This is a genomic window from Mycobacterium florentinum (assembly GCF_010730355.1).
Taxonomy (GTDB): Bacteria; Actinomycetota; Actinomycetes; order Mycobacteriales; family Mycobacteriaceae; genus Mycobacterium; species Mycobacterium florentinum.
This window is the reverse complement of the sequence record NZ_AP022576.1, coordinates 1,116,297-1,136,165: the sequence shown is the minus strand read 5'-3', so window position 1 is coordinate 1,136,165 and position 19,869 is coordinate 1,116,297. Positions and strand designations below refer to the sequence as shown.

Here is a 19,869-nt window from a genome sequence, read left to right as displayed (position 1 = left end):
CAATCGTTCCCCGACCGGTTTTGCTGACGCGGCGTCGCGCAGGTGACACACTAGCAATGTCGTGAAGCGGTGGCGGGGTTTCCCAGGCCCGCCGGGCGCCGTACAGACCACACACGCACGAGGAGATCTCATTTCAAGACTCGATACCGATGGGCTTACGGGGGGCGGGCTTGAGGAGTATCGCGAGGATATCCTTGCCGCGGTCCGCGAATACGCGAAACGCAAGCTCACGACTTCCGAGTTCGTCCCCGGCGTCACGCCGGTCCCCGTGTCGGGCAAGGTCCTCGACTCGGAAGACTTCGCCGCGCTGGTCGACGCGTCGCTGGACGGCTGGCTGACCGCCGGCCGGTTCCACCCGCTCTTCGAGCGCGCCCTGGCCCGCTACGTCGGTGCCCGGGGAGCCATCTTCGTCAACAGCGGGTCGAGCGCGAACCTGGTCGCGCTCAGCGCCCTGACCAGCCCGAAGCTGGGCCAGTACAAGAAGCGGTTCGGCAAGCGCCCGCTGCAACCCGGCGACGAGGTGCTGACCGTGGCCTCGGGATTCCCCACGACGGTCAACCCGATCATCCAGAACGGAATGCGTCCGGTCGTCGTCGACATCGAGCTGGGCACTTACGACGCCATTCCGGAGCGGCTCCGCGAGGCGGTCAGCCCCAAGACGCGGGCCATCATGATGGCCCACACCCTGGGCAACCCGTTCGACCTCGACACGGTCCAGGAGTTGTGCGACAAGCACGGCCTGTGGCTGGTCGAGGATTCCTGCGACGCCCTCGGGTCGACGTACGACGGGAAGCGCACGGGCAGCTTCGGCGACACCGCGACGGTGAGTTTCTATCCCGCACACCACATTACGACCGGCGAGGGCGGCGCGGTGTTCGTCAAGTCGGCGCTGGTGCGCAAGCAGGCGGAGTCGTTCCGCGACTGGGGCCGGGACTGCTACTGCGCGCCGGGCAACGACAACACCTGCGAGAAGCGGTTCGAGTGGCAGCTTGGTGACCTACCCCGGGGCTACGACCACAAGTACATCTACAGCCACATCGGTTACAACCTGAAGGCCACCGACATGCAGGCCGCCGTGGGCCTGTCCCAGATGGCCAAGCTCGACGGTTTCGTCCAGGCGCGCAAGGACAACTTCGAGTATCTGACCAAGCGGCTGACCGGTGTCGAGGGGCTCATCCTGCCGGTCGCCACGCCCAAGTCGGACCCGTCCTGGTTCGGCTACCCGATCACCCTCGATCCCGAGCACCCCGTCGACCGCACGAAGTTCATGCAGTTCCTCGACGAGCGCAAGATCGGATTTCGCCAGCTGTTCGCCGGAAACCTGGTCAAACAGCCCGCATACCGCGATGTCGACTTCAGGATCGTGGGGGACCTGACCAACACCGACATCGTGATGAACCGGACGTTCTGGGTCGGCACCTATCCCGCGTTGACCACTCCGATGCTCGACTTCGTCGCGGATTCGATCCGCGAGTACATGGCCGAGGCCGCCCGATAGCCGTGCACTATCTGGTTACCGGGCATACCGGGTTCAAGGGCGCCTGGCTCTCGCTGCTTCTTTTCGGCCGCGGGCACCGCGTGTCGGGTCTTGCCCTCGACCCCGTCGAGGGCAGCCTGTTCAAGCGGTTGGGGCTGGCCGACCAGCTGGATTGCGACTTCCGGGTGGACATCCGCGACGCCGAAGCCACGAAGGCGGCGGTGTGCGCGGCGGCTCCCGACGTCGTGGTGCACATGGCGGCGCAGGCGCTGGTCCGCGAGTCCTATCGGGACCCGAGATATACCTACGAGACCAACGCGATCGGCACGCTCAACGTGCTAGAGGCCGTCGCGGCCGCGGGATCGGTGCGTGCGCACGTCGTCGTGACCACCGACAAGGTCTACCGCAACGTCGGCCAGCAGGCCGGGTATGTCGAAACCGACGCGCTGGGCGGCGACGACCCTTACAGCGCGTCCAAGGCCATGGCGGATCTGCTGGCCCAGTCCTGGATTCGCAGCTTTCCCGGCACCCCCACCGCGATTGCGCGCGCGGGCAACGTCATCGGCGGCGGGGACATCAGCCGGGATCGGCTGCTACCGGACTTGATCGCCGCGTATGCCACCGGCCAGGCGCCGCAGCTGCGTTTCCCGCAGGCGGTGCGGCCCTGGCAGCATGTGCTCGACTGCCTGAACGGCTATCTCACCCTCGTCGACGCGCTGCTGGCCGGCTCCGGTCTGGGCCAGTGGAACTTCGGCCCGGGCCGCGACAGCTTTGTCGAGGTCGGCCGGGTGGCCACGCTGGCGGCCGAGATGTGGGGCGGTGGCGCGCATTGGGTCCTGGAGGACGGCGAGCACCCCCACGAAGCGAACCTGCTGGCCCTCGATGCCGCCAAGGCGCACCACGAACTCGGCTGGCACAACCGGCTGAGCTTCCAGGAGGCCCTGGCCTGGACGGTCGACTGGGAGCGTCGGGTGCACGAGGGTGCCGACGTGATCGTGGCGACCCGGGAGCAGATCGCCGACTTCGAAAGCCTCGAGTGAGCGAATTCGACCTGCCGCCCGAATCGGCGCCCCCGGGACCGCTGATCCGGCTGGTGCGCGATCAACGCGTGGCGTTCGTCCTGGTCGGCGGCATCAACACGGTCGTCGGCTTCGGCATCTTCATCGCCTGCTCCGAGACCGTCGGCCATCTGGTCGACGTCCGGTTCGGCAAGGTGGCCGGGTCGCTGGTCACCCTCGGCATCTCGCACGTGCTGAGCGTGCTGTTCGCGTTCGTGATGCATCGGCGGTTCGTGTTCCGGGTCCGCGGCCACGTGCTGCGCGACCTGGTGCGCTTCTGGAGTGTCTACCTGACCGCGCTGGGCATCAACGTCATCGCCTTGCCCGTCCTGGTCGAGCTCGGTCTGAATCGCATTCCGGCGCAGGCGATCATCTTGGCGTCAACCACGCTGCTGAGCTACTTCGGCCACCGCTACTTCTCGTTCCGGCGCACTGGCGGCGACACCGACAGCGCGGACGCGCGGGACGAGACGTCGCGGAGCACGTAGTGCCGGTGCGGCTCAGGTCGTGGTGGCGGCGGGTTCCGGTGACTCCGCCGCAGTGTCGGCCTCCGTTGCGGAGTCCGGCTTGCGGGCGTACGTGACGAGGATGATCACCAGCGTCACCAGCCACAGCATCGGTACCAGCGTTGCCGTGGTGAGCACCGTCAGCTCCTGGATCGGCGGGCCGTCCTTGCGGTACAGCAACACCTGCATCGGCGGGCTCGGGAGCGCGATCGTCGCAAGGGTGAGTGCCGTGGACAGGCTCAGCCAGATGCCGACGGTGCGATGGTGTCCGGCGACCGTCGCGAGCCGGTCGAGGATCCCGGTGCCCGGCGGCCCATCCGGATCCCGCACCAGCAGCGCCGCGATCGGCAGGGCGAACACGAAGTAGTAGCTGATGCTCACCATCGGGAACAGGGCGGCGGTGACCAGCAGCACGATGCCGGTCAGGACGGGCGGGATGCGTCGTCCCAGCGCCAGCACGGCGACGACGACCAGGACGAGGATGACGTATCCGATCGTCGAGCGCGGACCGGCCAGGTAGCCGTCGGGCATTTTGCCGCCGGTTTGCAGGAACATCAGAATGTCCGGCGCCAACAGCAGCGATCGGCTGAACGACACGTTGGAGGTCGCGACGGCGCTGACGCTGCCGGCGCCGTAGCCGAGAACGCCGGCTGCCGATTGCAGGATGTTGTGTGGAAAGTGTTGTGGCCAAAACAAATACGCGGCGACGTTGAACATCACTGCGCCGCCGAGGGCGATGCCGCCCCACCGCCACTGCCGGGCAGCCAGCAGCACGATGGCCAGCACCACGAATTGGGGTTTCAGCAGCGCGGCCAGGATCACCGTCACCGCGACGAGCCCCCACCGTTGCCGCACCAGCGCGATCAGAAACACCAGGCCGATCGGGGCCAAGAAGCCGACCGAGTTTGCCCGGTCGATCACCGACCACACCGGGATGGCCGCGGCGCCGCAGGCCACGAAAACCACGACCCGCTCGAGGCCCCGAGCGCCCCGGGCCGCCCATACCGCGGGCGAAAGCACCGCGACCGTCAGGGCGAGCAGGTAGCCCAACAGGCCCAGAACCGGTGCGCCCAGCAATTTGCCGATCAGCCCAAAAGCCACCTGCGGAAGCATGCCGGCCGCCGGGTAGTTGTTGACGGCCAGCTGGTGATAGTCCGGCTGTACGAATATGTCGAATGGCTCCCACGGATTGGCCCGCATCCCGTACATCACTTCGAATGCGTAGTCACTGAAGCAGTGCCGGCCGATGTTGGTGCCCCAATCGAGGTAGCAATCGGCGTACGGGAAAGCAAGCAACGAAGAAATGACATCGATCGCGAAGTATTGCGTCAGAACGAAACCCGTCAACACCGAAAGCGCCGTCGCCAGCAGAATCGTGCCGAGCACGATGGTCCGCGGCGATTGCCCGGTGACGGTTGCGTACCCCTCCCGAACCGCGGTGACCGGACCTCGTCGCGACTTGGCGGGTCGATTCATCGGCAATCTCCTCGGTTCTGCGCGAAACGAAGCAAAGCAGGGACTTCAACTGCCGCCGGGCAGCCCAGACCCATTGGGTGGCACACTACCGGGTGCGGCGCGTTGCAGGGCAAGGACGAAGGAGATGTTTACTGCATGTCGAAGCCGTGCTTGCAGAGCATTTCGCGCCGCAGATCCGGCCGGGTCGGCAATGATTGGCACATCGACTGTCGGGAGGGACCATGGGTCAGCCTGTTTCGCACTATGACGTGGGCGTCATCGGCCTTGGCTACGTTGGGCTGACGCTCGCGACTGTGCTGGCCGAGGCTGGCAACAAAGTGATCGGCGTCGAGAAACGGCCCGAGGTGGTCGACCAAACCAACGCCGGTATCCCGCACTTTTCCGAGACCGGACTACAGGAAGCCTTGTCGCGGGTGGTCGGCTCGGGAAGCCTGGTGGCCGTCGGGCAACTCGGTCCAGATGCGGTGTGCGACACGTACATCATCACGGTCGGCACGCCGCTGTCCAGCGAGGGACTGGTCCGTACCGACATGATCGAGGCGGCCAGCCGCGAGGTCACCGCGAACATGAGCGATGGCGCGCTGGTGATCCTGCGGTCCACGGTCAAGGTCGGGACCACACGTGATGTGGTCTCGCCCATCCTGGCGGAGTCCGGCAAGAGCTTCGACATCGCCATGTGCCCGGAGCGAACACTGGAAGGTCAAGCGCTGCAAGAACTGCGCGAACTGCCGCAAATTGTCGGCGCGGACGATCCCGCAGTCAGCGACCGCGCCGCCGCGGTTTTCCGGCGGCTGACCAACTCCATCGTCCAGGTGTCCAGCCCCGAGGCCGCCGAAATCATCAAGCTCGTCGACAACACCTATCGCGACGTGCATTTCGCCTTCGCCAACGAAGTAGCGCGATTGTGCGATGCGTTCGCCGTCAACGCACACGAGGTGATCTCGTCGGGGAAGCTGGGTTACAAGCGGACGAGCGTGCCGCTGCCGGGCCTGGTGGGTGGTCCGTGTCTGGAGAAGGACCCGCACATCCTGCTGCAGAGCGCTCGTACCCGCGGAATCGAACTGGAGATCACCGTCGCGGGCCGGCTCGTCAACGAGCGGCAGCCGGCCGAAACCGTCAGATTCATCAGCGACGAGGTCGCCAGGCGCAATCTTCCCTCACCGTTGCGAATAGCCTTGCTGGGCATGGCCTTTAAGGGCATCCCCGCTACCGACGACCTCCGGGGATCGATGTCGGTCAAGGTGCTGGACGAAGTCAAGAAGGCTCACCCGGACGCCGAAATCCGGTTGTTCGACCCGGTGATCACGCCCGAGCATTTGGGGGCAACCTTCCCCGATGAGCATGCATACGATCGGCTCGGCGATGCCGTGGGCGGCGCGTCGGTGGTGATCATTGCCAACAATCATCCCGAGCTCGGCAGAATCTCGCCGCGCACGATCAGCGAGTTCATCGCTCCCGACGGCTTCGTGTTCGATTACTGGAATCACTTCAGCCACTTGCCAACATCGGAGCTGGGCAACTCGTACTTCGCGGTCGGCAACAGCAGGCTGGTGGTGTGATGAGCACTCGCGTCGTAGTGACGGGTGGCGGCGGATTCATCGGCGCCTATTTGGTCAGACGGCTGGTGCGCGACGGCTGGGACGTCGCCGTGATCGACACCATGGTGCGCGGCGAGGCCGGGCGCCTGGCCGAAGTAGCCGACGATATCGAGCTTTTCACGTGCGACGTCCGCGACCAAGACGCGCTCGAGGGGGCGTTCGCCGGCGCCGAGGTAGTCATGCATCTCGCGGCGATCAATGGGACCGAAAACTTCTACAAGCGACCAGAGTTGGTGCTGGACGTGGGATTACGCGGTGCGTTGGCGGTCGTCAACGCCGGGCGCAACGCCGGCGTGCCGGATCTGGTGGTGGCCTCCAGCGCGGAGGTGTATCAGACGCCCTCGGTGGTGCCCACGCCGGAGACGATTCCACTCATGCTGCCGGACAGCCTGAATCCGAGGTATTCGTACGGCGGGTCCAAGATCGTCAGCGAGTTGATCGCGTTCGACTACGCGCAAGATCATTACCGCAAGGTTCAGGTGTTTCGCCCGCACAACGTGTACGGGCCCGACATGGGCTACAAACACGTGATACCGCAATTCATCGCCAGGGCCAGGGCGGCGAGGGACGCGACGCCGGATGGGCCGGCGCGGTTTGAAATCCAGGGCGACGGCACGCAGACGCGTGCGTTCTGCTACGTCGACGACATCGTCGACGGCGTGCTCACCATGTACGACAACGGTGGCCACCGCGAGATCTTCCACATCGGCAATGACGAAGAGGTGTCCATCCGGGACCTGGCCGGCCGGGTGGCGAAGGCGGTCGGGATCGAGGTGGAGATTTGTCCCACCGAGGAGGCCGAGGGCGGTACCCCGCGCCGGTGCCCCGACATTTCGAAGATGCGTGGACTCGGCTACCAGCCGGCCGTCGGCCTGGACGAGGGGCTGAAGCGCACCGCCGCTTGGTACCTTCGGCACGGTAGCGACGCCGTGACCAACGAACTGTTGTGAGGTGCCAATGGAACTAGGTTCACGGATTTACGTCGCCGGTCACCGCGGCATGGTGGGCTCCGCGATCACGCGGCGGCTGGCCAGCGAAGGCTTCACCGACGTCGTGACCCGCACGCACGACGAATTGCCACTCGACGACCACGCGGCGGTGGAGGATTTCTTTGCCGCGCAGCGTCCGCAGTACGTCGTCCTCGCGGCCGCGAAGGTCGGTGGAATCGTTGCGAATGCGACCTACGGCGCCGACTTCATCCGGGAAAACCTGAAGATCCAGACGAATGTCATAGATGCCGCGTACCGGCATGGCGCACAAAAGCTGCTCTTCCTCGGATCGAGCTGCATCTACCCGCGAGATGCCGAGCAACCGATTCGTGAGGATGCGCTGCTGACGGGTCCGTTGGAGGAAACGAACCTGCCGTATGCGATAGCAAAAATCGCCGGCAAGACGATGTGCGACGCGTATCGAAAGCAGTACGGCTTCAACGCATTTACGGTGATGCCGTCGAACGTCTACGGTGTCGGCGATAATTTTCATCCCGAGCATTCCCACGTCGTGGCGGGCATGATGCGCCGGTTCCACGAGGCGAAATTGGCCGGGGCCGACGAAGTCGTCGTGTGGGGGAGTGGTTCGCCGTTGCGTGAGCTCATCGACGCCGACGACCTCGCCGATGCGTGCGTCCTGCTGCTGCGCTCTTACGACGACGGCGGGATGATCAATGTTGGCTCAGGCGAAGAGATTTCAATCCGAGACCTGGCTCTGTTGATCAAATCGATCGTTGAGTTCGAAGGGCACGTCGAGTTCGACCACACCCGCCCGGACGGCACGCCGCGCAAGATCATGGACAACACGAACATCACGGCAATCGGATGGCGACCGTCGGTGAGTATCGAAGCCGGCCTGAAAAAGATGTACGCCTGGTTCCTCGAATCAGATGCGTTGCGCCTGAACTGATTAGCGAGGCGGCAATCGCCGGTCGGATATCGCATTTCGGTAATTCCGGGCCGCTCACGGGTATCGGCGTGTTAGTGTGACGCAGTGCCTTTGTTGGACAATGCCCGCTTGATCGCGCGTGGCGTCTCCCTCGAGGTGCCACGCTACTTTTCTGAGCGGGCCTGGAAGCGCCAGTTCGTCAACCAGCTCAAATCGCGCCGGGTCGATGCCGTTCTGGACGTGGGCGCCAACTCCGGCCAGTACGCCATGGGCTTGCGCAAGCGGGGCTACAAGGGGCGTCTCATCTCATTCGAACCTTTGGCTGGCCCATTTTCTGATTTGCAGAGCAATGCGTCGAAAGATCCGCTGTGGGAGTGCCGGCGGCATGCACTCGGCGATGTCGATGGCACGATCTCGATCAATGTCGCGGGGAATTCCGGCGAAAGCAGCTCCGTCTTACCGATGCTGAAAAGCCATCAGGATGTCTTTCCGGCGGCAAATTATGTTGGCACCGAAGAGGTTCCGATTCACCGGCTCGATACCGTGGTGTCCGAGATTCTGAGCCCGACGGATCGGATATTTCTCAAGATCGATGTCCAAGGGTTCGAGAAACAGGTGCTCGCCGGGAGCAAAGCGACGCTGACCGATCGCTGCGTCGGCTTGCAACTCGAACTCTCCTTCCTGCCGTTGTATGAAGGCGGGATGCTGATCCGTGAGGCGCTGGACTTGGCCTACTCGCTGGGCTTCACACTGACTGGGATGCTGCCCTGTTTCACCGACATTCGTAACGGTCGAATGCTGCAGGCAGACGGTATCTTCTTCCGCGAGGACCAGAATGCGTAGCGACGCTGCACCAGGAGCCCATATGTCGAAGTTCGTGAGTCGCGCATGAGCGGGCCGAAGTTCTCGATCATCGTCCCCACCTGGAAGGCGGCGGCGCACGTGGGTGGCTGTGCCGAGAGTCTGCTCCGGCAGACCTTCAGCGACTTCGAGCTGGTCGTGGTGGACGGCGCTTCGCCGGACAACACGCTCGATATCGTCAACGGTTTTGCCCCGGATTTCGGCTCACGCCTGATCGTCCATTGCGAGCGCGATCAAGGTATCTACGACGCGATGAACCGCGGTGTGGGCCTTGCGTCGGGGCAGTGGCTGCTCTTTCTCGGGTCCGACGACAGGCTGCACGACGCGGATACCCTGGCCCAGGTGGCGGCGTTCATCGACGACAATGCGCCCTGCGACCTGGTGTACGGCGACGTGATCATGGGCTCGACCGGTGCCCGGCACGCCGGGGAATTCGACCTGGACCGGCTGCAGTTCGAGACCAACATCTGCCATCAGTCGATCTTCTACCGGCGCGAGCTTTTCGCCGGCATTGGCCCGTACAACCTGCGTTATCCGATCTGGGCCGACTGGGACTTCAACATCCGCTGTTTCTCCAACCCGGCGCTCGCCATCCGCTACATGGACATCGTCGTCGCCGACTACAACGACATGACCGGCTTGAGCATGCGAACGGGCACGGACAAGGAGTTCAGGAAGCGGCTGCCGATGTACTTCTGGGTCGGGGCCATGGAGACCGGCAACAGAATGCTGGCGTTCTTCAAGGAAAAAGAGAACCGCCAGCTAGCGGTGCGTGCCTGGCGCACCCGGTTCAAGGCCGCGTCGAAGGCGCGAGCAGACAACGCGGGAGCGTAGTCCGCTCGTTACAGGTTGCTGGTCTCGGCGCAGATCCGGTAACCGCGCAACCCCACCGGGACGAATAGCGCGAGCATCACGACCGTCCAGGCGACGGTCATCGCCAGCGGCCACACGATGGGACCGTCGTAGGCCAGCGACCGCATCGCCTCGATGGGCGGCGAGATCGGTTGGACGCGTACGAACGGCCGAAGCCAGTCCGGGAACATCCCGATCGGTGTGGTTCCCGGATTGACGAATGCCAACGTGACGGTCCCGCCCATGATCCAGGTCAGCACGGCGGGGCTGGTGGTGCGAAGGACCAGCGCGATCACCAGCGCCGTGAACCCGAGCACCATGATCGACGGAATCAGGATGTACAGCAGCGCACCGGCCACGCCGTGCTTGAAGCGAAGTCCCATCATCACCCCGAGCGCGGTGATCAGGACCGTCCCGACGAGCGCGCGCGCGGCCTCCGCGGTGAGCCGCCCGGTGAGCGCGCTCGCCCGGTGTACCGGAAGCACCCACATGCGGCTGAGCAACCCCGACTGGCGGTCCATCGTGATGCCGACCGCGTTGCCCAAGGCGCCGAACAGTGCGGACAGCACCGCGCAGAACGGGACCAGCCCGTAAAGGCTGTCGACCCCGGTGACCTTGCGCACCTGCTCGCCCAACACCACTTGGTAGAGCAGCAGCAGGAAGACCGGTAACAGCAGCGAACCCATCAGCACCGCTCGGTCGCGTCGCCACCGGATCAGGAGCCGAATGGCTTGCAACCAGCTCTGGTTCAGCAAGGAGCCTTGGTCTGCGGCCTGCGATGTCACAAGCTGCGCCTCTGCATCCGCATCGTGATCGCGCCGAAGACCAGCACCATACCGAAACACCAGGCGAGGCTGATCACCAAGTTGTTGACCACCACGTGTCCGCTGCCGAGGCCGCGCAGGGTCTCGGCTACCTGCGAGACCGGCTGGTTGCGTACCCATGGGCGCAGCCAAGCGGGGAACGTTTTCTCGGGGGCGATTCCGGTGGACAGCAGGAACAGCAGCAACTGGGGGACGAACAGCATGTAACTGGCCCCCTGCAGGCTGTTGGAACTCGATCCCAGTGCGTCGGCGCCCAGTCCGACGGCAAGACACAGCAGCAACGCGATGAGCACGAAAGCGATCGCGTTGCCCGGCCCGCCGGTCATCCGGAATCCGAAGGCGTAGCCGGCGGCCAGCGCCACCAAAAGGGCTAGTACCGCCCGGATTTGGGTAGCGGCCATGCGCGCGGTCACGGGGGTTGCGGCGGAGATCGGCTGCGTCCGCAAGCGCACACCCAGCCCGCTCAGGTGGTCGCGGATCGCGCGGTCCGCGGTGAGCAGGCCGACGAAGACCATCGACTGGACGACCACGGCGGGCACCAGATACTGCGAATAGGTCACCGGGCCGGTGTCGATCAGGCCGTGCAGGGCCACGCTGAAACCGGCCAGGTAGGCGATCGGTGACAGTACCTCGAAGATCATCTCGCCGTCACGCGTCGCTGCAACCAACGACCGTTCGGTCAGAGCGGCCAACGCGCTCATGATCGGGCGGCGGTCTTCTCGGTGATGTGCAGGAATGCCTCGTCCAAGGAGGGTTTGCGCAACGAGATGTCGGCGAGCTCGACGCCGAGCGCATCGACCCGGCGAAAGACCTCGGCCAGCGTGGCCACCCCATCGGGGGCAAGCACCGACACCGAGTTGGTATCGCCGTCGACGTCGATCCCGTTGAGTCCGCTCAGTGCCGTTGCGACATGGGGCAGGTCGGCCGGATTCGCCGGGCTCACTTGGCAATAGCCGGTACCGGCGCGGCGCTTGAGGTCCTCGGCGGTGCCGCTGGCGATCACCTTTCCCTGGTCGATGACGACGATCGAGTCGCTCAGGATATCGGCCTCGTCCAGGTACTGCGTGGTCAGCAGCACGGTGATCCCTTGCTGTGCCAACGAACTCACCAGCGCCCAGACGTCGCGGCGGCTGCGCGGATCGAGGCCGGCGGTCGGCTCGTCGAGGAACAGCACCTTCGGCAGCACCATCAGGGCCCCGGCGAGGTCGACGCGTCGCTGCATGCCGCCGGAGTAGGTGGACACATGGCGGTCGGCGGCCGCGACAAGGTCGAACCGTTCGATCAGCTCGTCGGCGCGGGCCTTGGCCTCCCGGCGATTCAGCCCCCGCATCCGGCCGAACAGCACCAGGTTCTCCCGGGCGGTGAGCAGCGAATCCAGCGCGACGAATTGTCCGGTCATCGCGATGCTGGAACGCACCTTGGCGGGCTGGCGGACGATGTCGTAACCGGCGACGGTGGCGCTGCCGGAAGTCGGGCGCAGCAGTGTCGACAGGATGTTGATCGTGGTTGTCTTACCGGCGCCATTGTGGCCGAGCAGGCCGCAGACCGTCCCGGCCGGAACCGAGAAACTTACGCCGGACAGCGCAGACGTGTTTCCCCCGAAAGTCTTTGTGAGATCTGCGACCTCGATTGCCAGTGGAACCACAGTAGGGAGTATCTCATGTTGGTCCCGGCCACTTGGGCGTATTGACGGTAGATGGTGTTTGCCTCGGCGATGCCTATTCAATCGCCACTCCAAATGGCGCGGCGCGCAACCACCGACAAATTGTCAACAAAGCGCTCGGCGTTTGCTGTCCGCATATTCGGCCAGGCGAACTAAACCGATTGCCTGGGGATCTCGGCGGTCGGCGCGTCGTCGGGGTGCTCCTGGCCCAGTAAAGCGCGGACCAGCGGACGGGGGCCTTCGGGGCGAAGCATCTGACTGGCCGGGCGCGGACGAACCACCTGCGGCCACCAGAACCAGCGTCCGAGCAAGGTGGCAATGGTGGGCGTCATGAAGGAGCGCACGATCAACGTGTCGAACAGCAGGCCCAGGCCGATGGTGGTACCGACCTGACCGATGATCCGCAAATCGCTGGATGCCATCGACGCCATCGTGAATGCGAACACCAGACCCGCGTTGGTCACGACCTTTCCGGTACCGCCCATTGCGCGAATGATGCCGGTATTGATACCCGCGCCTATTTCCTCTTTCATCCGGGATACCAGCAGCAGGTTGTAGTCGGACCCCACCGCCAGCAGGACGATCACCGACATCGGCAGCACCATCCAGTACAGCTTGATGCCAAGAATGTACTGCCAGATCAGCACCGAAAGCCCGAACGATGAGCCCAGCGAAAGGGCCACCGTACCCACGATGACCAGCGCGGCCACAAAGCTTCGCGTGATGATGAGCATGATCGTGAAAATCAGGCAGAGCGCGCCGATTCCCGCGATCAACAGGTCGAATTTCGAGCCGTCTTTGAAGTCCTTGAAAGTGGACGCTGTACCGGCGAGATAGATCTTGGCGTCTTCCAGCGGCGTCGTCTTGAGTGCCTCTTCGGCCGCGGTCTTGATCTTGTCCACCCGGGCCACGCTTTCGGGTGTCGCGGGGTCACCCTTGTGGGAAATGATGAACCGCGCCGCTTTCCCGTCGGGCGACAAGAATTGATTCATCGCCTTCTGGAAGTCGGCGTTCTTGAAAATCTCCGGAGGCAGATAGAAGGAATCGTCGTTCCTGGAGTTGTCGAACGCCTGACCCATGGTGGTGGCGTCCTTGTTGTCGACGTCCACCTGGCCGATGATCCCGGCCATCGTGCTGTGCATCGTCAGCGTCGTCGTCTTGAAGAACCGCATGGACGCGAGCAACTGCGGGTACTGCTCGAGCAGTTGCGGCAGCAGCAGATCCATCTTGTGGAGATCGATCAGCAGGTCGCCGAGTTTGTCGCTCAGCTCGTCGACCCCGTCGAGCGTGTCGAAGATCGACCGTATCGACCAGCAGATGGGGATGTCGAAGCAGTGCTTCTCCCAGTAGAAGTAGCTCTTGATCGGTCTGAGGAAGTCTTCAAAATCCGCGAAGTGATTTCTCAACTCGTACAAGAGCTGAGTCATCTCGTAGGTCTTGGTGATCGACTCGTGCGTAAGGGACGTGAGTTCCTTCTGGAATTCGTAAAGCCTTGTCATCGAGGCGATCTGGATGTCCATCATGTGGACCTGCTCGAGCATGTCGTCCATGCGAGCCTTCATGTATTTGATGTTCTGCGCCTGCGCCGAGTTCTGCATGGCCAGCATGAAGGGGATCGAGGTGTGCTCGATCGGGGTTCCCTCGGGCCGGGTGATGCCCTGAACCCGGGCAATTCCAGGGACTTTGAAGATGGCTCTGGCCAGCCTGTGCAGGACGATGAAATCGGCGGGATTGCGCATGTCGTGATCGGACTCGATCATCAGGATCTCGGGCAGCATCCGTGCTTGGGAGAAGTGCCGGTCGGCGGCCGCATAGCCGATGTTCGCCGGAATATCGTCAGGCATGTAGAGCCGGTTGTTGTAGCTCGTCTGATAACCCGGCAGCGTGACCAAACCGACCAGCGCGACGGCGATGGTCGCGACGAGGATGGGCACCGGCCAGCGGACGATTGCCGTCCCGATCCGGCGCCAGCGACCGAAGCGGATCGCGCGGGTGGGATCGAGTAGCCCGAAGCGGCCTCCGATGGTCAGCACCGCGGGAACCAACGTCAGCGCGATCACGACGGAGATGACCAAGCCGATGGCGCACGGCACGCCCATCGTCTGGAAGATGGGCATCCGGGTAAAGCTCAGACACAACATGGCGCCGGCGATCGTCAAACCGGAACCCAAGACGACGGGGACGACCCCACGGAAGGTGTTGTAGTAGGCGGTTTCTCGATCTTCGCCGGCCTGACGCGACTCTTGGTATCGGCCGAAGAAGAAGATCCCGTAGTCGGTGCCGGCCGCCATCGCCAGGGCCACCAGCAGGTTGACGGCGAACGTCGACAGTTGGACAACGCTGTGATCGCCGAGAAAGGCGACGATTCCGCGGGCCGCGAGTACCTCGATGCCGACGGTGATCAACAAGAGAATCACCGTGAAGATGGACCGATAGACGAAAAGCAGGACTACGAAAATGATCGCCGCGCCGACCGCGGTCATCTTCAGAATCGATCTGTCACCCGCCTCCTGCATGTCCGAGAACAGCGCTGACGGACCGGTGACATAAGCCTTGATGCCCTGCGGTGGCGGATTATTCGCGATGATGCTGCGGACGGAAGCAATAGAATCTTGACCCTGCGTCGTGCCCTGGTTACCCGCCAGGTTCATCTGGACGTAGACGGCCTTGCTGTCCGCACTTTGCGCACCCGCCGCGGTGAGTCGGTCGCCCCACAAATCCTGTACGTGTTCAACATGTTTCGTGTCGGCCTTTAACAGCCGCATCAATTTGTCGTAGTACTTGTGTGCGCTGTCCCCGAGCTCTTGTTGCCCCTCGATCACGAGCATCACGAAGCTGTCCGAGTCGGACTCTTTGAAGACCTTGCCCATGCGCATCATGGCCTGGACCGCAGGCGCGTCCTGCGGCGCCAATGGCACGGAGTGCTCCCGGCCGACCCGCTCCAGCGACGGGACCGCGAAGGTGACGAGCAGGGTCAGCGCCACCCATCCCAGCAGGAAGACCACCGAAAGATTGCGGAGTGTCCGTGCCACGAACGGCTTCTGAACGGGGGGCGCGGCGTGCTGGGTGGCTATCGGTTCGGTAGTCACGCGCGCCTCACCTCGTTTCTCTCAGCAGCAACGAGCGCACCAGTGGGCGGGGTCCCAATGGCCGCAGCATCTGGCTTGCCGGGCGGGTGCGCACTTGTTGCGGCCACCAGAACCAGCGGCCGAGCAGCGCGGCAACGGCCGGTGTCATGAAGGCGCGCACCACCAAGGTGTCGAACATCAGGCCCATCCCGATCGTGGTGCCCAGCTGGGCGATGCTGCGCAGGTCGCTGACCGCCATGGAGGCCATGGTGAATGCGAATACCAAGCCCGCGTTCGTGACGACTTTTCCGGTGCCCGCCATGGCGCGGATGATGCCGGTGTGGATGCCGGCGGCCAATTCTTCTTTCATCCGGGAAACCAGCAGCAAGTTGTAGTCAGAACCCACGGCCAGCAGCACGATCACCGACATCGAGAGGACGGTCCAGTGAATTTGCAGCCCAAGCAAGTACTGCCAGACCAGGATGGACATCCCGAAGGAAGCACCCAGTGACAGCAATACCGTACCCACGATGACCAGTGCGGCGAGAAAACTTCGCGTCATGATCAGCATGATGATGAAAATCAGGCAGAGGGCGGCGACTCCCGCGATCAAGAGGTCGAATTTAGCGCCTTCGACCAAATCCTTTACCACGGCAGCGGTTCCGGTGAGATAAACCTTGGCGTCTTCCAGGGGAGTGCCCTTGAGTGACTCCTCGGCGGCCGTCCTGATCGGTTCGACGCGCGAAAGCCCCTCGGGTGTCGCCGGGTCACCCTTCTGCGCGATGAGCATGCGGGCGTTCTTCCCGTCCGGCGACAGGAAGATCTTCATGACCCGCTTGAAGGTATCCGAGCCGTCGATAATGCTCGGTGGGATGTAGAAACTATCGTCATTTTTGGAGGTGTCGAATGCTTGGCCCATGGCGTTCGGGTTTTGACCGCCATTGACCTCCATCTGACCGATGGTTCCTTCCATGGTGCTGTGCATTGTCAGCATCATGGTCCGCATACTTTGCATCGTTTCGATCATTTGCGGGATCTGTATAAGTATCTGCGGCAGGAGCACATCTAGTTTATCGAGGTCTGCCACCAGTTCGGAGAACTTGTCATTGACCTCGTCGACACCATCGATTGCGTCGAAAACCGACCTGATCGCGAAGCAGACGGGAACGTCATAGCAATGCTTTTCCCAGTAGAAGTAGCTACGGAACGGTCTGAAGAAATCCTCGAAATCCGAAACACGGTCCCGCAACTCCGCGGTGGCTTTCTGAATTTCATGCGTCCGGCCGACCATGTCATGAGTCGTGGCCGTGAGCTCTTTCATCAGGCCTAACATGTGCTGCATCAGCGCAATCATCTTGGCCATTTCTTCGGCCTGCTTCATCATGTCGTTCATGCGATCCTTTTGGAACGCCATATTCGTCAGCTGAGACGACTGCGACATGCTCATGATGTACGGAATGCTGGTGTGCGCCAGCGGCGTTCCCTCGGGCCGGGTCACGCTTTGCACCGTGGAAACGCCCGGCACCGCGAGAATCCCCTTGGCCAATTGATTCAATACCAGCATGTCCGTGGGATTGCGGAGGTCGTGATCGGCTTCGACCAGGAGGATTTCCGGCATCATCATTCGCGACTCGGGAAAATGTCGCCCAGCGGCGGCATTTCCTACGCTGGCCGGGATGTCTTCGGGAATGAATTTTTGGTCGTCGTAACTCGGGTTGTATCCGGGTAGGGTCAGCAGCCCGATCAGGGCGACCGCCAATGTGGAGATGAAGATGGGCGCGGGCCAGCGAACGATCGCCGTGCCTATTCGCCGCCACCCGCGGACCCGGATTTTCCGTCTGGGCTCGAACAGACCGAAACGGGCTCCAACAGCCAGAAGCGCCGGCGTGAGCGTGAGGGCCACCAGGACGGCCACGGCGATACCGACCGCATTGGGAAGGCCCAGCGGCTGGAAATAGGGGAGCCGGGTAAAGCTCAAGCACAGAACGGCACCGGCGATTGTCAGGCCGGAAGCCAGGACAACCTTGGCGACACTGCTGAAAGTGGTATAGAAAGCGGTTTCCTTGTCTTCGCCGGCCTGCCGTGCTTCCTGATATCGCCCGACGAAGAAAATTCCATAGTCGGTCCCGGTCGCGATGACCGCCGCCACCAACAGGTTGACGGCGAAGGTAGTAAGACCGATGACTCCGTGATAGGCGAGGAGTGCCACCATTCCACGGGATACCGTCAATTGCAGCCCGACCGTCAGCAGCAACAGAATGACGGTGAAGAGGGAACGATAGACGAGCAGCAGCATAATGAAGATCACCGAAAGGCTCGCCAAGGTGACCGTCGTGACCGTTTCCTGACCCGCTTTGTTCATGTCCGCGACGGTTGCGGCGGGCCCGGTGACATAAACCTTGAGCCCGGGCGGCGCGGGCAGGCCTGCCACGATGGCTCGGATGGCCGCTACCGATTCGTCGCCGGCGGATGCGCCTTGGAGACCGCCAAGGTTCAACTGCACATAGGCGGCCTTGCCGTCGATACTTTGCGCGGCGGCCGCCGTGACCGGGTCTCCCCAGAAGTTCTGGACGTGCTGGACATGCTTGGTATCGGCGTCGAGCCGACGCACCAGCTCGTCGTAGTACTGATGAGCATCGTGGCCGAGGGGTTGGTCCCCCTCGAGCACGATCATCGCCAGGGCGCCGGAATTGGATTCCTTGAAATCCTGGCCGAGACGCATCATCGCCTTAAAGGACGGCGCGTCGGTCGGATTCAGTGATACCGAGTGCGATTGCTCGACAACCTCGAGCGGGGGGACGCCCACGGTGACGTAGACGGCCATACCCAGCCACGCCAGGATGATGAGAATCGAAAACCGGTGGATTGACCGCGCGATGAAGCCTCGCGCGGGCTGCTCCGTGCCAATGTTTTCGTCGCTCATGCCGCCGTCAGCACGCAGTACGTGAAGGCGTTCACCTCGTGGGATACCTTCTCGGACTTGACGGTGCCATCAACGATGATGCGGCAGCCGATGGTCTCGCTATCGCCTTGTGCCACCACGTTTCCCACGATTGACGGCAGTGTGGTCGAAAGATCCATCGACCACGGCAGGGTGACGCCGTTGATGTGCTGTGGGTCGGCGTTGACGTCGAAGTAGCTGATGTCGGCCACGGTCCCCGGTGCCCCGAAGACCTCGTACTTCAGATGCTTGGGGTTAAACGGCTTGCTGTCTTTGACTCTGGAGTCCGCATACGACTGGCGCTTCTCGGAGCCGAATATTCCGTGCAACCGCGACACCGTGAATCCGCCGGCGGTGAGGACGGCGATGATCAGCAGCGGGATCCAAAGCCGTCCCAGGAGCTTGATCACGCCGGCTCCCGGATTCCGCCGGCCCTTTCGAGTTCCATTGGGTTCTTGGGGCCCAGGTGCGGACTGGCGACCGAGCCGCCGGAAGCGGCCAGCGGGCTCGCTCACGCCCTGGCTCCCTTCAGCGGCGACGTCGGACCGGGCTCGAACGTCGTGTTCGACCACCGCACCCCCTTCAACCCGTTCACAGACTCGCTCATGTCAACGCTCGGACAGTACCCACACCTCGATCGCGCCACACCAGACCTGCGGCGGTCAGCTCAAACGAGCGGCGTTCGGCGTGTGCGACCAGATCTTGATGAGTAAACCATGCCGTTGGCTCCGACATCAGATCTTTCGCAAGCCGGTGCGGGATCGTTACTCGTATCGCGAGTGCAAGGGCACGCTAGCAATCGGAAGATTCCACCGCCCGAGCGGGTGTTGTATGCGTCATTGTCCCGAGCAATGGTGATACACATAACATTCCGATGCGATCGCGTGCAGAAGGCGTCATCCGGCCGCGGTCAGCTAACGAAGTCCGAGTGGTTCGCTGAGGTGGCTGAACGTGCGATTTGTCGTCGCCATCAACGTCCCGTGATCCGGCCCGGCGGCAATGGGGAACGGCGCAGTCGCGCGATCACATCGGCCCTCGAACCCCGGTAGCTACCGTGCCGTGCGCGTATTTGCTGTGGCCGTCCCGCCGGCGTTTCCGGCCTGATCTGCGGGTCCACGTCCCGGCCGCTTCGGCGCTATTCCAGCGCGGCAACTAACGAGCAACGAGAGCGTAACTCGGTCGTTTTCTGGCCGTAGGTACCGTACTCTTGGCGGGCGGCAGACAGCCGATACCGTCGCTGCAGGTCACTGCACTCCGGGGCGCCAACGCCCCAGCGTTGCGCCTCGCAACGAATTGCCAAGAGGTGTCACGAGTGCTTAACAGATCACATCAGGAACTTTGTCGAAACCTCCGACCGAGCCTGTAGGCCTCCAGTATGGTTTGGAACGACCCCAGTTATAAGAGAGAACGCCTGGAGAACTGTGAGCACCAATCCGTTCGACGACGATAATGGCAGTTTTTTCGTGTTGGTCAATGACGAGGAGCAACACAGCCTATGGCCGACCTTCGCCGATGTCCCCGCTGGATGGCGGGTGGTATACGGCGAGGCGGACCGTGCGGCGTGTCTCGACTACATCGAGCAGAACTGGCCCGATATCCGGCCGAAGAGTCTGCGCGAGCGGCTGGCAGCGGGTCGGAGTTTTGATAAGTAAACCGCCTGGGTATGG

At 63.1% G+C, this 19,869-nt stretch carries 16 protein-coding genes; 9 read left to right on the top strand and 7 right to left on the bottom strand.

Annotation, left to right across the window (positions count from 1 at the left end; translation table 11 throughout):
- Positions 1 to 130: 130 nt before the first annotated feature.
- From rfbH to G6N55_RS05235, 3 genes are read left to right on the top strand one after another with little or no spacing between them, the layout of a single operon-like run.
- A complete protein-coding gene (gene rfbH, locus G6N55_RS05245) occupies positions 131 to 1,498 on the top strand; it encodes a lipopolysaccharide biosynthesis protein RfbH (RefSeq protein ID WP_085221880.1) in 1,368 nt (455 codons plus the stop codon).
- Positions 1,499 to 1,500: 2 nt separating this feature from the next.
- The gene (rfbG, locus tag G6N55_RS05240; RefSeq protein WP_085221855.1) at positions 1,501 to 2,517 is read left to right on the top strand and encodes a CDP-glucose 4,6-dehydratase; all 1,017 of its coding nucleotides are present in this window, start codon (positions 1,501 to 1,503) and stop codon (positions 2,515 to 2,517) included.
- Positions 2,514 to 3,023 (top strand): GtrA family protein, encoded by a 510-nt coding sequence (locus tag G6N55_RS05235; protein ID WP_085221856.1) that lies wholly within the window; start codon positions 2,514 to 2,516, stop codon positions 3,021 to 3,023. Before rfbG ends, G6N55_RS05235 begins: the two co-directional genes overlap by 4 nt.
- Before the next feature lie 12 nt (positions 3,024 to 3,035).
- On the opposite strand, the gene G6N55_RS05230 is transcribed toward G6N55_RS05235, so the two are convergent.
- Complete coding sequence (locus G6N55_RS05230) at positions 3,036 to 4,517, bottom strand: hypothetical protein (protein ID WP_139826806.1); 1,482 nt, start codon at positions 4,515 to 4,517, stop codon at positions 3,036 to 3,038.
- A 221-nt stretch (positions 4,518 to 4,738) separates the two neighbouring features.
- Between G6N55_RS05230 and G6N55_RS05225 the strand changes: the two genes are divergently transcribed.
- From G6N55_RS05225 to G6N55_RS05205, 5 genes are all read left to right on the top strand, one after another.
- Entirely contained in the window at positions 4,739 to 6,076 is a 1,338-nt protein-coding gene (locus G6N55_RS05225; protein WP_085221857.1) for a nucleotide sugar dehydrogenase, read from the top strand.
- Positions 6,076 to 7,065, top strand: a complete 990-nt coding sequence (locus G6N55_RS05220; RefSeq protein ID WP_085221858.1) for an NAD-dependent epimerase/dehydratase family protein — start codon at positions 6,076 to 6,078, stop codon at positions 7,063 to 7,065. The genes G6N55_RS05225 and G6N55_RS05220 overlap by 1 nt, the downstream gene beginning before the upstream one ends.
- Before the next feature lie 7 nt (positions 7,066 to 7,072).
- Complete coding sequence (locus tag G6N55_RS05215; RefSeq protein ID WP_085221859.1) at positions 7,073 to 8,014, top strand: GDP-L-fucose synthase family protein; 942 nt, start codon at positions 7,073 to 7,075, stop codon at positions 8,012 to 8,014.
- Between the two features lie 84 nt (positions 8,015 to 8,098).
- The gene (locus G6N55_RS05210; protein ID WP_085221860.1) at positions 8,099 to 8,836 is read left to right on the top strand and encodes an FkbM family methyltransferase; all 738 of its coding nucleotides are present in this window, start codon (positions 8,099 to 8,101) and stop codon (positions 8,834 to 8,836) included.
- A 45-nt stretch (positions 8,837 to 8,881) separates the two neighbouring features.
- On the top strand, positions 8,882 to 9,688 hold the full coding sequence (locus G6N55_RS05205) for a glycosyltransferase family 2 protein (RefSeq protein WP_085221861.1): 807 nt from the start codon (positions 8,882 to 8,884) through the stop codon (positions 9,686 to 9,688).
- Positions 9,689 to 9,696: 8 nt separating this feature from the next.
- Here G6N55_RS05205 and G6N55_RS05200 read toward each other — a convergent pair whose 3' ends face one another.
- The 6 genes from G6N55_RS05200 to G6N55_RS05175 form a co-directional block, all read right to left on the bottom strand.
- Entirely contained in the window at positions 9,697 to 10,491 is a 795-nt protein-coding gene (locus G6N55_RS05200; RefSeq protein WP_232078925.1) for an ABC transporter permease, read from the bottom strand.
- Complete coding sequence (locus tag G6N55_RS05195; RefSeq protein ID WP_085221862.1) at positions 10,488 to 11,231, bottom strand: ABC transporter permease; 744 nt, start codon at positions 11,229 to 11,231, stop codon at positions 10,488 to 10,490. Before G6N55_RS05195 ends, G6N55_RS05200 begins: the two co-directional genes overlap by 4 nt.
- Complete coding sequence (locus G6N55_RS05190; protein WP_139826807.1) at positions 11,228 to 12,175, bottom strand: ATP-binding cassette domain-containing protein; 948 nt, start codon at positions 12,173 to 12,175, stop codon at positions 11,228 to 11,230. The genes G6N55_RS05195 and G6N55_RS05190 overlap by 4 nt, the downstream gene beginning before the upstream one ends.
- A gap of 170 nt (positions 12,176 to 12,345) precedes the next feature.
- Positions 12,346 to 15,282, bottom strand: a complete 2,937-nt coding sequence (locus G6N55_RS05185; protein WP_085221863.1) for an MMPL/RND family transporter — start codon at positions 15,280 to 15,282, stop codon at positions 12,346 to 12,348.
- 7 nt (positions 15,283 to 15,289) lie between these two features.
- Positions 15,290 to 18,184, bottom strand: a complete 2,895-nt coding sequence (locus tag G6N55_RS05180; RefSeq protein ID WP_085221864.1) for an MMPL/RND family transporter — start codon at positions 18,182 to 18,184, stop codon at positions 15,290 to 15,292.
- Entirely contained in the window at positions 18,181 to 18,600 is a 420-nt protein-coding gene (locus G6N55_RS05175; RefSeq protein WP_085221884.1) for an MmpS family protein, read from the bottom strand. The genes G6N55_RS05180 and G6N55_RS05175 overlap by 4 nt, the downstream gene beginning before the upstream one ends.
- Positions 18,601 to 19,623: 1,023 nt before the next feature.
- Here G6N55_RS05175 and G6N55_RS05170 point away from each other — a divergent pair.
- The gene (locus G6N55_RS05170; RefSeq protein WP_085221865.1) at positions 19,624 to 19,854 is read left to right on the top strand and encodes an MbtH family protein; all 231 of its coding nucleotides are present in this window, start codon (positions 19,624 to 19,626) and stop codon (positions 19,852 to 19,854) included.
- Positions 19,855 to 19,869: the final 15 nt, after the last annotated feature.

What these genes read in the sequence shown, in the direction of transcription:
- G6N55_RS05230 (WP_139826806.1), bottom strand. Translation starts at nt 4,517, where the DNA reads ATGAATCGACCCGCCAAGTCGCGACGAGGTCCGGTCACCGCGGTTCGG.
- G6N55_RS05225 (WP_085221857.1), top strand. Translation starts at nt 4,739, where the DNA reads ATGGGTCAGCCTGTTTCGCACTATGACGTGGGCGTCATCGGCCTTGGC.
- G6N55_RS05220 (WP_085221858.1), top strand. Translation starts at nt 6,076, where the DNA reads ATGAGCACTCGCGTCGTAGTGACGGGTGGCGGCGGATTCATCGGCGCC.
- G6N55_RS05215 (WP_085221859.1), top strand. Translation starts at nt 7,073, where the DNA reads ATGGAACTAGGTTCACGGATTTACGTCGCCGGTCACCGCGGCATGGTG.
- G6N55_RS05205 (WP_085221861.1), top strand. Translation starts at nt 8,882, where the DNA reads ATGAGCGGGCCGAAGTTCTCGATCATCGTCCCCACCTGGAAGGCGGCG.
- G6N55_RS05195 (WP_085221862.1), bottom strand. Translation starts at nt 11,231, where the DNA reads ATGAGCGCGTTGGCCGCTCTGACCGAACGGTCGTTGGTTGCAGCGACG.
- G6N55_RS05180 (WP_085221864.1), bottom strand. Translation starts at nt 18,184, where the DNA reads ATGAGCGACGAAAACATTGGCACGGAGCAGCCCGCGCGAGGCTTCATC.